Source organism: Halorubrum sp. Ea1 (genome assembly GCF_002252965.1).
Lineage (GTDB): Archaea > Halobacteriota > Halobacteria > Halobacteriales > Haloferacaceae > Halorubrum.
Window position 1 is genome coordinate 62,733 of record NZ_NHPG01000047.1, and the last position, 14,269, is coordinate 77,001.

Sequence of the window (14,269 nt, forward strand, 5' to 3'; positions counted from 1 at the left end):
GAACCATCTGCGCGCTCTCGCTCGCGCCTTCGCAAGCGCCCTGTGGGCGCGAGCGAGAGCGCGCCCGAGGCGGACGACCATCCAGCACCGCGCGCCGACCCGCCCGGAGCGAGCGGCCAGCGGGATATGCCCGCTCGTGTCCGGCCCGATGTGCGGGTCCGTGTCCAGGGCGACTGTCGCCGAGAACGCGCGCCGCGGTGTGGCGCGCGACAGCGCAGGCGGCACCAAGCGCTGGAACGCGAAAGCCCGCAAGGGGCGCAACCGACGGGGATACCCGCTGGCGCCGAAGGCACATCCATTTTAGCCCGGAACGGGCGCGGGCGGTGCGGAGAGCGCCCGCACGCCCGGAATGGTCGGTCGCGAGCGACGCGGAGGGCGGAACGCGGCGAGCGGTGCGGGCCATAACGGACACACCTGTCCACCCAGCCGCGACACTCAGCGACCCAACTACTGCCCTGGCGGACTCAGAAAGGTCGAGGCCGTCTCGGTCACCGGGAGAGTAGGCTCTCCCGAGCTAACGGGCGGCGCGCCGCCCGTGAACGGCCGAGGGCCTTCATCGTGTTTCTCACCCAGCAACCTCAGCTGAGTCAGTTATACTCGTTGCGAGATAGCGAAGTTATTTAAATATCGGTTCGTATCTACGCAACAGATGCTTACCGAAGGCGAGGTTCGCGCGCTCACCGTCCTTCACGGTGAGCAGACAGTCTCCGAATTTGCGACCCAGCTGGACCGCAGTCTCAGCTACACGTCTGAACTTGTCGATCGTCTCGAAGCGACCGGACTCGTCGAGACGCGTCGACAAGGGAAAACAAAGCAGATCCGGCCATCGGACGCGAAAGCACTCGAACTCCTCGCAGACATCACCCAAGAGTATTCGCACATCGACTGGCCTGAACTGTTGTCGGGTGCGACGCTCCGCGTTCTCTACTATCTTGAAACACCGCGGGTCGTAATGGAGCTCGCACGCCGGGCCAACATTCACAGGAGTACCGTCCATCGCGCCCTCGATCCACTTCAGCATCGAGGGATCATCTACGAAACTGACGAGGATGCATATGTGCTGAACGAGGGATTCGAACAACTGAGTACGCTTGCTCGGGAACTCGTTCACCACGACCATCGCCAGACCGTCGAACAACACACCGACACCTACACGATTCTCTGGGAGTCACTCGACGAGTTCCTCGTCCAGACCGCAGATGAGATTACTGCCGAGGACTTCCTTTCAACGGGGCCAGAGCGTTTCCAGACCTACGACCTGCCCCTTCTGGCCCGCGACCGTCGGTACTATTTCCATTCAGAGACGATGAATGATCTCTCGCCGGCGATGCTGTGCTGTCATATGCTCGTAATCGATTCGGGCGCACGTACCCAGTCATACTGTCTGCTCCTGCTCAGCCACGTTGACGTCGACCGTGACGAACTGCGTGACCAGGCCACAAAGTACGTCGTCGACGATCTCGTCGAGAACTTGCTCACGTATCTCGACACGAGTGGCGAGGAGCGGGCATCTCGACTTCCCGAGTGGGAAGAGTTCCAAGAATTGGCTGCGGACTACGGGGTGTCAGCATGAGGGCGCGATTCGACAGTTCGTACATTCGGTCGGAACTCGAGCGCATCGGCGAGCAGCTAGACGACCCGCTCACTGTCTTCTTGATCGGCGGTGGGGCAATGGCGTTCCAGGATCTCAAGACCACTACCAAAGATATCGATCTCATCGTCGCATCCGGTGATGACCTCGGGCAGCTCCAAGCAGTACTGCTCGAACTTGGTTACGATATCGTTCGGGAACCGGACGAAGAATACGAAGCGCTCGGTGCTCAGCGAATCCTCGAGAACGATGATGGGTGTCGAATCGACATCTTTCACCAGCAGGTAATCGATAAACTGGTTCTTTCTGACGGGATTCGGAAGCGTAGCGAGCGGTACCTCAACCCCAGCAACTTGGTGGTCGAACTCGTGAGCCCAGAGGACATCTTCCTATTCAAGGCGGTCGCCGGACGGGTGGACGATATCGAAGATATGTTTTCGCTGCTGCAGACTGACCTCGATTTCGACGTCGTCGAAGCAGAACTCGCCACGCAGATCGACCTCTTGGACCAAGAGCTATTCGTGACATACGTGAACGAGGCGTTGGCCGATCTCACCGAGCAACACAACGTGAGGACACCCCTGCATGAGCCGGTCGCGGAGATTACAGAGCGCGTATACGAGGAACTCGAAGTGCTTCACGCCCTCGACGAACCGAAATCTATGCCTGCCCTCCAGCAGGAACTCGATTACACCACGGTTGAACTACAGGATATCGTGAGTCGTCTCGAGGAGAAAGACGCAGTCAAGGGAACCGCTGATCGCATCGAGCGTCTTTCGACGACGATCTGACGGCGAGGGATACCGGAATCTGTGGCGTAATGCCAAGCGGTGCGGCTTATTGGATACTTTCCCTATCCATGGATAGGGAGACTCCCCATTAGTCGCGGTCAAGCGCGACGTCGACTTTTCAACGAGGTCCTCCATGGAAACGGTGTAAGCGTCGGCAACATGTCTCACTCAACGAGATGCTCATCGAGGTCGTGCGTCCAGTACGTCGCGGGCCCGCCAGGACTACATCGCGCACACAGCTGCAGCGGCCCCTCGAGATGGCCGAGTTCCACACGGAAGTGCGTGAGCGCCGCGAGGGCGTCGACGACGAGCCCACAGCCATCGCAGGCGTAGCGATCGCGCTCGTCGGGAACCGGCTCCATCTGGATCGCGCAGTCGACGCAGATAGGGTGGGTGACCCGCTCATCTTCCCCCCAGGTGTGGGCCTCGCCAGTCTCGGTGCTGGGCGGAGCGTCGCAGAACGCACACCCTGTAAGCGTCTGCTGCATTACTCCGCCTCCGCGTCGGCGTCGCGGCCGGCCGTCCAGCCACGGTGGAAGACGGCCAATTGCGTCGTCGAGTCGAAGGTAGTAACACTCGGCTCGTGAACGAGAACGCGATCCTCGGGAACGGGTGTGACAACGTCCGCGTCGATGAGGTCGTCGACTAGGCTGCGGGCCGTTGCGTCGTCGACATCCGCGGTCGTGACGCTCGCGGCGTCACGGTCCTGTGCGAGGAGTTCGGTTTCGAGCTGTTCGTGGTCGGCACTCGTGTCGTCGTGAGGATCGGGACCAGCCATGGTGAATCACGCCGCGCACGCTCTCGCGCGCTGCACGCCTCCCGGCGCGGATAAACAGCCCAGTCGGAGGGCGTCAGTCCGACCCTGGGTCGCGATACTCGAAAACGGCAACGTCGCGGAGGGACAGGGCGGTGGGCGGGGGTTGAGGGCATGCATTCTGGTAACGTCGTTAACCAACACTTCGACAGAACTGGTCCCGAGTGTTGGTTAAGAGTGTGGCCTATGGAGTCCGGAGTTCCTGAACCGGCTTCACGGTGAACGTGTCCGGCTCGCTGACTGCTGCTTCTCGTGTGCGTTCCGTTTGTGAGGCTGCCGACCGGGTGAGCTGGGTGACGAGTTCGTCGCGAACGATCTCCCGAGGAACGGTTGTCTCGTGCCAGCCCAGCCGGGCGTCGAAGTGCCGCGTTTGGAACTGCTCGCTGACGTCGTCGACGGCGACGTACTGCGTGCGGTTTGTCCCCCAGACCTGGTGAGTGACGACAACTGCCCCCACGTGCTCGTGAGTCAACTCGACGAGGACACATTCCACGAGCGCGACGAGCGACGCGTGATCGCGGTCGGTCGGGATCGTCACCTCGAGGTCTGCCCACGGAGCCTCCCCGTCGGAGTTGGTTGCTGCTTGCTGTACCGTCTGCGTTTGGGTAGTACGTTCCGAATCCATCGTCTATCGGGGGCACGTGATGTACCCCGCCGCCCCCTGGCGGGGGTGACAGACGTGCCGCTGCGGTCGCAACGCTACTTGGACCGACCGCCGAATAACCGACCCAACAGTGAGGATGACTCTGACTCACTACTGTTCTCACTCGTAGTAGCGGCGTGCTCGCCCTGGCACTCCTCCTCCTCCTGGCCACGGGTGGCGAGTTCGTCAGTGAGTCGCTTGACTTCCGCTTCGAGAGCGTCGATGCGCTCGGTTTTCTCCGTGAGTGTCGCCTCGAGTTCGTCGACGCGGTCGCTCAAGATCTGGTTCTTCTCGGCGAGATACGCGCGACTCCGCTCCGAGTCAGCAGCGCCGACGTCTGGCGACGATGTGGCGGAGATATCATCTGCGGTATCGTCGCCGGCGTCCGGGTCGTAGAACTCCGAAGTAGTCGTAATTGCTCGTTCGATGGTCTTCTCCCCATACGTCGACCCATCAGCGTAGTGGACCTCGTCCCACTTCTCCCGAAGCAATCCTGACTGGCGAAACAGGTGATTCATCTGCGTCCGGTCGCCGCCGGTCCAGAACGCCAGCAGACAGCACAGCGCCATGTCGGCCTCGGACTGGCTGTCGTATCCGGCTGTGTTCCCGTTCCAGAGCCGCTCGAACTTCTCGCCGTTCGACGCATTCCGTGCCTTCTCCAGGAGGTCATCGTCTTCGAGGTCGACGTCAACGTCAGCTGTACCGGTCGTCGCTGCCTCGTCGTCAGCGCTATCAGGCTCCTGAGACTCGGCTCTGGTGTCACGCTCGGTGTTCTGGACGTACTCACGGTGAATCGCTGTGAGCGCGTCCTGCCGACGTGCAACGCGCGTCGGTGTCCGCCCGACGTGGTCGCCAGTGACGGTGAAAAAGCGTGCCGTGTCGTACAGTTCGACGCTTCCGCGACGGTTCCGCCCCTCGGGGAGTGCGCCAGTGATCAGGACGTGATAGCCGGTACCGGACGGCGATACCTCCGTATAGGAGTCGAGTCGCTCAATGATGTCCAGCGCCGCGTCGTCGACGTCGCCGGTTTCAGGATCGCGGCAGTCGTCCAGATCCACGCCGACGATGGGGTCGTCGTCGGTAAACACGAACCCGACGCCATCGGCGTGTTCTGTCTCGCTGTAGTCAAGTGCTGCCTCGAAACTCGCCCAGGTCTCCGACGCTGTTGATGACGCGAACCCCCCACCTCCCGGCGTCACCGGAATCTTCGTCGGCTTGCCGTCCCGCTCCTCTTCGCGCCAGCACACCCACTGGTCCCGTTCGCGTAGCGTCTCCGGAATCGCCACCTGCTCGTCGATACTAATCTCACTCATTCTCACATAGCACCTCGCATGGCTCTCACTGGCTCTGAGCCAGCACAGACTTCACGCTGCTCTGCGTGTCGATCCAATCCCTTGGTCCCAACGGGGACCCCCCGTTCTATCCTAGTTGGTTTTTGCCGTAACAGATCACTCAAATCAGTGAAATCCTGGGTCTGAGGCTCCCGATACGTGCATACAGCAAAATCTCTCCAGAATGCTTGTGTTACGGCATTTCGGTTGGTTGCCGTAACCCCTCTCCGTCTGCTGATTTCGGTGCTGCGGAGACGATATGCCTCGATGTTTCCGTAACGCGAGAGGCATTTCCTATTATGCAACCTCAAATTTACATTTACGATATATTTGGCGCTGAGTGTGGATTGCATTGTATTCATCTCCAGATCTATTCTGATTTGAGTGCAAGCCCCTTGTAGTATCGAACAGAGTCGCCGTTCTCATTGTCTGTGTTCCGCTCGAACGTGACATAGTTCCCGAGGCGACGGCCGAACCAGGGTTTGCTATCTGTATCAATCCCGTGAGCCTCAGCCCACTGCTCGTAGATTTCGTAGACATCTCCGGCGGCTACTCTGCTTTCCGGATCTTCGACGAGGTGTGTCTCTGCGAATCGCTCAACAACCGCCTCTGGATCATCAGCAATATTGTCAATCGATGGCTGAGGCGCCTGCTGAATATGGTCTGCCTGTTCTCCTGTCGTTTCTTCGCACCCACTTGTGGTGACGGTATCGAGTAAGGTGTCCATCGAGTACGTACCGTCAGTATCGTACACGACCGGGTTGCCTTCTTCAGGGAGAATGACGATAGCGTACGACGTGGGGCTATAATCGGGTGTCTGGAGTTCGGCTTCGGGGACGAATGGCTTCTTGATACGCACCCAGTCGTCCTCGAACGCCGATTTCGTCTCGTAGATGTGTTGCTCACCGTGCTCGTATACGACGTACTCGTCGGCAGCGTGGTCGTAGCTGTAGATGGCTGGAACACGGTCCTTCGAGAGTTTTTCAAGCGACGGGAGGCGGATGTGTTCCGTCCCGCTGGCATCACGAAGGACGATCTCGTCGCCATCACGCTGCCAGATGTTCTGGGTCCCGTTCTCGTCGTCGGTCGCTGGTCGGACAGCCGTCACTCCACCTTCTTCGGTTGCCCCGCCGTTGAACGTGAGATTCGAGTCAGTCGTGTAGAACCGTGTCTCACCATTCTGGAGGGTACGGACGGGTGGTGTGAGAATGCCGTCAACGCGCTTGGCCCACTCTGTTTCGTCGTTTCCTGGTCGAACGACAAACAGCGGGATATCCCCTGCTTCTTGGGCCTTCCGGAGATTCGTGAGTACCTTCGCGGGATTCTCGGGTGTCGTCGTTTCGACTTCGATGGCGAATCGATCGGCAACGTCGGGGTGGCTCGCCCTCGCGTCAGGTTTCTCGCTGCCATCCTGTGCGAGAATCGAGACGGTGAAACCGAGTGCAGTGAGTTCTTCTTCGATCTGGCGGAGTGCTGCGTCGTGGGCACTCCCGCCGGCGGCCTGCACGTCACCAGTATCGGGCCTTGCGACCTTTTCTCCGGCGTCAGTGAGCCGGATGCGGAGCTCGTCAGCGTCGATATCGACGGTCGTATCGAGGTATCGTGATCGTTCTCGGATGTCCGCGAGGGCATCATACGATGGCGGCTCGGCGTCGACGTCGTCGAAGAGCCGTCTGAGTTCGTCGTCAACTGCTTCAACGGCTACCCAGCCGTTCTCTTCGCGGCATCCCTCTCGGAGCTGAAGACTCCGAACTACCTTCGCAATCGCGACGTCCAGGTCGTCGCTCCCGATATCGAGCACCTCGTGTCCATCGGTCGGTGTTCTCGTTGTTGAGGCGTCTGTTGCGGCCGGCACTCCGTGTTCGTCACTGATGTGCTCGTGCATCGAGGAGAGCGTCTCAGTGAACTCCTCCTCTTCACGCGCTGTGAGTGGGGATTCGCTTTCGGGGTGGCCCGGTGGAATCGGGAGTGGTTCGAGACTGAACGGATACGGCCCCGTTTCACCGAACGTCGGGCTTGGCAGGCTGGCGATCCACTCTCCGCGCGGCAACGAACGAATCCGATTGGCGAAATCTGCGGGGTCCATTTCTTCGTGGGCCATCGCTCGTGCCAGTTCTCGGTCGACGTTGATTTTCCCGACGAGCGAACTGCCGATGTTGTTCAGAGCGTTCAGGTAGATCTTCCGTCCGCCTTCGGCCTCCATCTGTTCGGGGAACTGCATCGACAGGCCGACAGAGAGGCGAAAGCCCCGCCCTTTCTCAAGGAGATCGTTCATGATGTCGGAAACCACGACTGATGCTGCTTCGTCGACGAGCAAATTCACGACGTAGTCGTCCGAGTGCTGGGAGAGGGCCTGTTTGCGGTCCTTGAGGGCTGCATCGAGATTCGTCAGGATCACACCGGTCATGATCCGGGCAGCGTCGTCGCGGAGATCTCCGAGGTCGAAGAGGATGACCGTATCCTCGTCGAGGACATCCCGAAAGTCGAACTGGTTCTCGGTATTGTTGAAGATCTGCCGCAGGTGCGTATCCTGTGAGATGTAGGCGAGACGGTTTCCGACACCGCCCATCACGTTCGCGAAGGTGTTCGGATCTAACTGGAGCTGCCGTCGAATCGTCCGCGTGACCTCCTCGTCGCTCGACCGTGGGGCGTTGCCGATGTTTTCGTTCGGTGGCCCGGCCTCCCAGAGTTGGTCGACGACGTGTTCGAGCTGTCTGTGGGCAAAGTAGTCCGTCGACGCTCGGTACAGCCCGTTCTCACGGCCGTATTCCTCGTCGAACAGGGCCTTGATGAGTGTCTTGATGAGAGTCGGGGCCACAGTCGCCCGCTCGTAGCGGTCGGTTCCCATCACGAGTTTCAAAATCTCCTCGTAGTGGTCGGCCTTCCGTTGGACGGCGTCTTCGCGGCGCCGTCCACTCTCCATCGACGGTTCGAGATCGAAAAACGAGAACCCGGGGAGGACGTCCGGAATCGGGAAGTGGACGACGTTCTCTTCGAGGTCGGTCATTCCGAACCGGCGCGCGTGAGCTCGCATATAATTCTGGGCCATGTCGTCGTTCTTCGGGATGATGAGGATCGTCGGCCCCTCCGTGTTGTCGTACAGCGACAGCAGATCGTTGATGAGGGCTTTCGACTTCCCAGAACCGGTTGTTCCGAACCGGCCGTAATGAGTGGGCAGCAGTCCGGGTGGAATGTGTGTCGGCGCGTCTTCGGCCTCGCCAGTGTCGTCGAGGGCATACCCGATTGCCATCCCGTCTCGGAACTCACTCATGAGGTCCTGGTGCGGACGGGGCAACGGATTCCGACTCTGCTGTTCCGCACGCGTCCCCCGTGCCCCCTCGACAGTAAGCTGTTCCGAGGAGGGGACGAGGACGAAGTGCGCGAGTTCTCGACCACTCAGGACGAACTCCGGTCGGGTTTTTCCACGGCCAGTCGTGATCTCACGATCCAAGAGCCGCTGCAGCTCTGCTCGTGCATTCCGTTCTTTCGTGGTTTCCCGGAAGCCGCTGTCGCGCAACCGTTCGGCCTCCACCTCATAGTATGACCCGTCAAGCGGGTCGAATACCGGTACCAGTGATTGCATTCGCTCATCGAGATCATCGCGACCGTTACCACCGGATGGAATCCCGATTGCTCGGATGTTCGCGGTGAACGACCGCTTCGGATTTTTTGCCTCGATTGCCGCGACACGTTTTGCAACCGCGTCGCTCAGCTGGTTTCTATCCCGACTCTCCGGTTGATCATCGAGTTCGAAGAGGGAGCCAATAATCTCCTGAGCGAGTGTGTCTCGACCGTCGATGACATCTTCTTTGCGAAGGTCGGCATCGGACTGCCAGCTCTCGCGTCGTTGGAAGACGACTTGGAACGCTACTGGTGCTGTCGCCTCCATCAGGTGGTCGACGAGCGACGCGAGCGCACCTCCTGGCTGATCGACGGCTGGGAGTTCTGCTTCGTCGTCGGCAGTAAATGGCGAGAGTGAGGTCATCCAGTCTTGCTTCCGAGTTGCCGACCCTTGCCACCGCACGCCGAGTGGGGAGACGGATTCGGTCGCTGGCCGCGCGAGTATCGTCCCCTCCGATGTTACCGTTGGTTTAGCAAGCATCGTGAGTGGCTCATCCTCGGGAATCGCATCTGGTGGGGCAAGTTCGAGGGCAGTATCGCCGATCTCGATGATGTGGTCGGCAGACTGGTCACCGACCGTTCCTCCATCCGCGACTGATTCGGCGTCTGCTGGCCCCGCTTGACTGTTGTCGTCAGTGCCACTCTCGTATTGCTCGTCAGGGCCGAATTCGTACGTGAGCTCGCCTGACTCATAGTGCTCAACGAATGTCTCACGGTCGAATTCGACAGGCTGTACGAGTCGGGATGCGATGTCGACCTCGGTGCGCTCGATATCGAATGTCTCGGGATAGATCGACCGGAGCCGTTTCTCAAGGGTATCCAAGTGGTCGTCTGCACCGTAGTAGAATTCGACGGGGTCATCTTTCCCCTCGCTCAGCGCGAGGAATTCGAAGCGTAGTGGTGTGTCGCTATGTAGCGGATTGAGTTTGTCAGCTAGCCCTGCCGAGTCCGTTGAGGTCAGTTTGTGGAGGCTCTCCAGTGCCTGCGGCAGACGCTCCGGATTGAGCCGTTCGGAGGTTGGCGTCACGCGAAGGTACTCACGCATCGTCGTCACCTCCCGTTTCACCGCCATCAGTCTCTGTTGGCGTCCGCTCAGGTGTGTGTTGTCCGTTGTCGGTCGCTCGGCGTTCAATATCGTCTTGGAACGCCTGCACCTCCGCGTCCACAGCATTCTCACCAGTCCCGGGGAGTGAGTCTCGCCGTTGCTCGGTTGGCTCGAAGTCGATGACTTGCTTCTCTTTGGGCATCGCTTTGACCTGGATGCCGCGCCAGTCGCCGTCGACGCCCACGAGGGCCTCGGAGAAGCCGGCGTCCTCGTTGCCAGGAACGGCGTCCTGAACGAACCGCATCTGCGCGTAGTTCAGCCCGAACTCGTCGGCCCACCCCTTGTCCATCCCATCGAGACGGTGGAACTGCTTGACCGCACACTGATCGAGGATCGCCTCACTCTCGGCGTGCTCGAAGAACTCGTCGACGGTCTGGGTGACCAGCCGGATCGAGAGGTCGTGGTGGCGGTGGTGCCGGAACACTGTTTCGAGGAACGCCAGACTCGCGGCGTCCTGCATGATGTAGCGCGCCTCGTCGATGTAGAACACGACCTCCTTCTCCGAGACTTTCGCGCGCTCGTAGACCAGCGAGATGAGCAGTTGCATGGTCAGCGCCGTACTGCTGTCGACGCTCCCCTCCTGTTGGGCGAGGTCGAGATAGATGACCTTCTCGTCCCGGATGTCGAAGTCCGATTTTTGGCCGAGGTTGGCGTGGCGACCGTCGTCCTCGAAGGGGCGGAGCTGGCCGAGGAGCCACGTCGCATCCTCCTTGATCTTCCCTGCCTCTTCGTCGGACCGGACGACGAACTCCTCGGGGTCGTCGACCATATCCTCGAACACGTCCATCATATCACGGATAGTCGGACTCGGATTGCTGTGCGTGGAGATGTCGTCGGTGATGCCGTTGCGCTTGTACGCTCGCTTGAGCGCGAGTTCGAGCGTCGTCCGCCGGTCACCTAATGAGATGCCACGAAGTGCGAAGAAGTTGGTGAGGAAGCTCATCGCGTCGTCGAGCTTCTCGTTGAACGGGCTCGCGTCCTCGCCCATCGCCCGCTGGACGTGCTCGGGCGTCTCCCGAATCTCCAGGGGATTCAGTCCGAGTGTCCCACCGACGGTAATTCGCTTGGCGTCGAGCGCCTCTGAGACCCCCGCCCAGTTGTTTAACGGCTCGAGGATGATGCCGATGCGGTCCTTGCTCTGCTCGATGGAACGGATGAAGTTCTGCTTCGAACTGAACGACTTCCCCGACCCCGTGTCGCCGACGGTGAACATCGCGTACCCGTTGTCCCGGGCGAACGGGTCGATGACCACGGGGCTCTGGTTGTCCTTGTGAATCCCGAACTCGACACCGCCCTCCTCGAGGATCGTCGCGTTGTGCGGTGAGGAGAGCAACGCGCCGACGGCCCCGCCGAGTGCGATTGACGTCCGCCCGAACTCGTTGTCGCCGATGGGCGCGGCGGACTGGAGGGCGAGGTCCTGCCGACAAATTGCGGTCTTCGGCGTGAGGTTCGCCGGGTCGTCGCGGAGCGCACTCTTGACCGTCTGGACGGCGTCTCTGAGGTCGTCCTTCTCGTCGGCCCGCACAGTGATGAACATCCCTTGGTCGAAGACGTTCGCGCCATTCTCGACGGCCTTGTACGTCGCTGCGGCCTCGTTGGCGCGTTCCTGCAGGTAGGCACTCCGGATACTCTGTTCCAGGTCAGCATCGACCTGGAGATCGTCCGCGATGTCTTGCAGTTCGTTCCGGGCCCGCTCCTGATTTTTCGGCGTGATGTGGGCCGTCAGATCGAACTGGACGTCGGTCATCTCGAAGAGGTCACTCAGATATCCGTCGTTGGGGTAGTCGGCATAGTTAGCGATGTACAGAGTCGTCGTCCACTGCTCGCCGACCCGTGCGGCTCGCGTTTCCCACTCGACAGCTCCGGGCGCGGTAACGGTCTTGTGCGACTCCGAGATGTCGTCGAGGAGCTTGCGTTCGGCCTCGCCTTCTTCGAGTGTCTCCTCGTCAAGGACATCGGTAAAGTCCACGTTTGGTTCATCATCCGCAGTGAAGCGGTCCCAGAGGTACTTGCTACCGACGCCAAGGCCGAGACCCACTGTAAGGGCAAGTACTGCACTCTCTGCTGGCGTCAGATTCTGGAGCCACCCGGCGACGGAGCCAAGCGCGCCACCACTGGTCTGGAGGATCACATTACGCATCGTGTGGGTCCTCCCGGTGCGAGTGGCCGATGGTCGATTGGTCGCGCACAACACGTTCTGCCTCGTCGTAGTCGTGTTCGCGGCCGTTCCAGAAGTCCATATTCAAGACGAACAGCTCGACCGTGCTGAGGCGGCGTGCGGACCACCCCGACGCTTGCTGGATGAACTCGGATCGCACGTCGTTCACCCGACTGTCGAGCTTCTCGAACATCTGCGCACGACGTTCGATGTCGGTGAGGTCCTCGCGACGGGTCACGAACGGGTTGAACAGGAACCCAATGACCGGGAACTGGGTCAGCTTCTCGGCGGGGGTGCCCTCGTCGCGGAAGCGGTCGTAGACCTCTATCGGGCTAACTTCAACGCCGATGTAGTACCGGACCTGCTGAATACCCCGGTCACGCATCTCCTTCGGCCGTGTCTCCCGGTACTCTTCGAGGAGTTCCCGGAAAATCGGGTTCTCCGTGATGTCTTCGTCAGTGAGTCGATCCTCGATGGTCTCGGTGATCTGCTCGACCGGGAAGGAACGGGTTGTGGCGTGGAGTTTGAGCTTCGAGTCCAGCTCTTTGTTGGCGAACTCTTCGCCAGCGCCCTGGAGCTGCGCCCAGTCGTCGGACATCGCGAAGTCCATGTTGGCCGGATCGATCTCGATGAACGCCTCCATCGCGCCGTCTTCACGCTGGATGGCACCAGCGCCCGGCCACGCCCGCTTGATGTTCGTGAGGTCCTGTGTCCGCTCGTCCGGCTTGAACGGCGTGTAGTTCGCGAGTCCGCCTTCGTTCCGCTCTGTCTCGTTGGTACTCGTGTCGGCGTCGGCGGGCGCACTGAACGTGATCTGAGGTCGCTTGAGGTACCGATAGACGTCTTTGGTCCACGTCCAGGCGTTCAGGTGGGTTGGTGAGACGTAGATGACGGCGACGCCAAAGCCAAGCCCGCCAGCGACGAACGGGAGGGCAAGCGACTCGATCCCGGTGAGCCCTGCAATAAACAGCCCAATAATGGGGAAGGCGATGAGCATGCCAACGTCTCCTTCCTCGATATTGAGATACGGGATGCGACTCTCCTCGCCGAACTGATCCATGATGCGCCGTGCGGCCGCGTCTTGATCTGCTGACATTGTTAGTGGATTCCTCGATCAAACTCCATCCCATGGTCGTCACTCGCCGATTCCGCTGTCGCTCCACCAGGGTCGTTCTCTGTTCGACGGTATGATGGCGTGCCGCCATCGTTTCCTCCATGCCCACCGCGGGCAGCCGCTTTTTGCGCGACGGCATGACCGGCAGCGGCCTTCGGCCCCCAACGGGCAGCGGTCGTCGCGACGCCGGAGCCAGCAAGGTACCCGCCGGCAGCGACACCGCCAATGAGAGCTGCGCCTTTCGTCGCACCGCCAACGACTTTGGCCGTCAACGGCGTCGCGTATTTGAACGTCTTCCATGTGATGTAGAGTGCGACCAATGGAAGCGACGTAGCGACGAGATACTTGAGGAACGCTGTTCCTGGTGTGAGCGTCCCACCGCCGTAGATTAGATCATAGCCCTTGAATACCATCGCCGCCGGCAATGGCAGGACAGCCAAGGGCACAAATCGCTTGGCAAAGCCTAATGCGATATCAGACACAACAGGAATATTCCCATATCCGAGAGCGATTGCGATTGGCATTCCGTAGAGATACACGTAGAGGAGAATCTCACGGATGTAGAACAGCGCCTGCAATGCCCACATCGAAATCCCTCCAAGTAGGGCGAATAGAAGAGACAATCCTGGATTCGTTAGAGACACGGTGAGGAAGCCCAACATAGCGTTCCGAAGCGAAGCCATACTCGGCATCAGTGCGATTGAAAACCCGTCCACGATATAGAGAGCGAGTACACCGATCCAATACCAGACGATAATCAGGAAGGCACCCACCCACGCCGTTTTCTTCGTCTTCCTCGCCTCATAGGCACTTCCGATGTTGAATATCCGGATTGTATGCCGGCCCTGGACGCTCATTACGAGCAGCAGTAATGCGATGAGCATGATTTCGCCGCCAGCGAGGGAATCTTGAATTGTGGTCCAGGGTGCGTTCGATGGTTCGCCAAAAACGAATGCGCCATCTGTTTGAGGTGTAGGAGTTCCGAATAATTCCTCGGTGAGCGTATTATAGCCGGTCGTCAGGCCATCCATGAAGAGGCCAATAATCCAGTCGACAACGCCCTTGAACCCCTCTAAGACGACATCAATAAGATCAACCATA

General features: G+C 60.0%; 10 protein-coding genes. 2 read left to right on the forward strand and 8 right to left on the reverse strand.

Translation table 11 applies throughout. The features are described from left to right. Positions 1 to 649 precede the first annotated feature (649 nt). Both DJ73_RS06455 and DJ73_RS06460 read left to right on the forward strand, forming a co-directional pair. A complete protein-coding gene (locus DJ73_RS06455; protein WP_094557581.1) occupies positions 650 to 1,573 on the forward strand; it encodes a winged helix-turn-helix domain-containing protein in 924 nt (307 codons plus the stop codon). Further along, positions 1,570 to 2,382: a DUF6036 family nucleotidyltransferase gene (locus DJ73_RS06460; protein WP_094557582.1), complete on the forward strand. Its 813-nt coding sequence runs from the start codon at positions 1,570 to 1,572 to the stop codon at positions 2,380 to 2,382. The genes DJ73_RS06455 and DJ73_RS06460 overlap by 4 nt, the downstream gene beginning before the upstream one ends. A gap of 164 nt (positions 2,383 to 2,546) precedes the next feature. Here DJ73_RS06460 and DJ73_RS06465 read toward each other — a convergent pair whose 3' ends face one another. From DJ73_RS06465 to DJ73_RS06500, 8 genes are all read right to left on the reverse strand, one after another. Further along, positions 2,547 to 2,870, reverse strand: a complete 324-nt coding sequence (locus DJ73_RS06465; protein WP_094557583.1) for a hypothetical protein — start codon at positions 2,868 to 2,870, stop codon at positions 2,547 to 2,549. Further along, a complete protein-coding gene (locus tag DJ73_RS06470) occupies positions 2,870 to 3,160 on the reverse strand; it encodes a hypothetical protein (protein ID WP_094557584.1) in 291 nt (96 codons plus the stop codon). Before DJ73_RS06470 ends, DJ73_RS06465 begins: the two co-directional genes overlap by 1 nt. Positions 3,161 to 3,380: 220 nt before the next feature. After that, the gene (locus tag DJ73_RS06475; RefSeq protein ID WP_094557585.1) at positions 3,381 to 3,821 is read right to left on the reverse strand and encodes a hypothetical protein; all 441 of its coding nucleotides are present in this window, start codon (positions 3,819 to 3,821) and stop codon (positions 3,381 to 3,383) included. Between the two features lie 74 nt (positions 3,822 to 3,895). Further along, positions 3,896 to 5,152 (reverse strand): hypothetical protein, encoded by a 1,257-nt coding sequence (locus DJ73_RS06480; RefSeq protein WP_094557586.1) that lies wholly within the window; start codon positions 5,150 to 5,152, stop codon positions 3,896 to 3,898. A gap of 388 nt (positions 5,153 to 5,540) precedes the next feature. Then, positions 5,541 to 9,863 carry a conjugal transfer protein gene (locus DJ73_RS06485; RefSeq protein ID WP_254921612.1) on the reverse strand — a complete coding sequence of 1,441 codons (4,323 nt, stop codon included), beginning with the start codon at positions 9,861 to 9,863 and terminating at the stop codon, positions 5,541 to 5,543. Beyond that, a complete protein-coding gene (locus tag DJ73_RS06490) occupies positions 9,829 to 12,036 on the reverse strand; it encodes a VirB4 family type IV secretion system protein (protein WP_094557587.1) in 2,208 nt (735 codons plus the stop codon). The genes DJ73_RS06485 and DJ73_RS06490 overlap by 35 nt, the downstream gene beginning before the upstream one ends. Further along, positions 12,029 to 13,150 carry a hypothetical protein gene (locus tag DJ73_RS06495; protein WP_094557588.1) on the reverse strand — a complete coding sequence of 374 codons (1,122 nt, stop codon included), beginning with the start codon at positions 13,148 to 13,150 and terminating at the stop codon, positions 12,029 to 12,031. The genes DJ73_RS06490 and DJ73_RS06495 overlap by 8 nt, the downstream gene beginning before the upstream one ends. A gap of 2 nt (positions 13,151 to 13,152) precedes the next feature. After that, positions 13,153 to 14,268 carry a hypothetical protein gene (locus DJ73_RS06500; RefSeq protein WP_094557589.1) on the reverse strand — a complete coding sequence of 372 codons (1,116 nt, stop codon included), beginning with the start codon at positions 14,266 to 14,268 and terminating at the stop codon, positions 13,153 to 13,155. Position 14,269: the final 1 nt, after the last annotated feature.

Coding starts and splice junctions, on each gene's coding strand:
- DJ73_RS06500 (WP_094557589.1), bottom strand. CDS start 14,268: ATGGTTGATCTTATTGATGTCGTCTTAGAGGGGTTCAAGGGCGTTGTC.
- DJ73_RS06465 (WP_094557583.1), bottom strand. CDS start 2,870: ATGCAGCAGACGCTTACAGGGTGTGCGTTCTGCGACGCTCCGCCCAGC.
- DJ73_RS06490 (WP_094557587.1), bottom strand. CDS start 12,036: ATGCGTAATGTGATCCTCCAGACCAGTGGTGGCGCGCTTGGCTCCGTC.
- DJ73_RS06460 (WP_094557582.1), top strand. CDS start 1,570: ATGAGGGCGCGATTCGACAGTTCGTACATTCGGTCGGAACTCGAGCGC.
- DJ73_RS06470 (WP_094557584.1), bottom strand. CDS start 3,160: ATGGCTGGTCCCGATCCTCACGACGACACGAGTGCCGACCACGAACAG.
- DJ73_RS06455 (WP_094557581.1), top strand. CDS start 650: ATGCTTACCGAAGGCGAGGTTCGCGCGCTCACCGTCCTTCACGGTGAG.
- DJ73_RS06475 (WP_094557585.1), bottom strand. CDS start 3,821: ATGGATTCGGAACGTACTACCCAAACGCAGACGGTACAGCAAGCAGCA.
- DJ73_RS06485 (WP_254921612.1), bottom strand. CDS start 9,863: ATGGCGGTGAAACGGGAGGTGACGACGATGCGTGAGTACCTTCGCGTG.
- DJ73_RS06480 (WP_094557586.1), bottom strand. CDS start 5,152: ATGAGTGAGATTAGTATCGACGAGCAGGTGGCGATTCCGGAGACGCTA.
- DJ73_RS06495 (WP_094557588.1), bottom strand. CDS start 13,150: ATGTCAGCAGATCAAGACGCGGCCGCACGGCGCATCATGGATCAGTTC.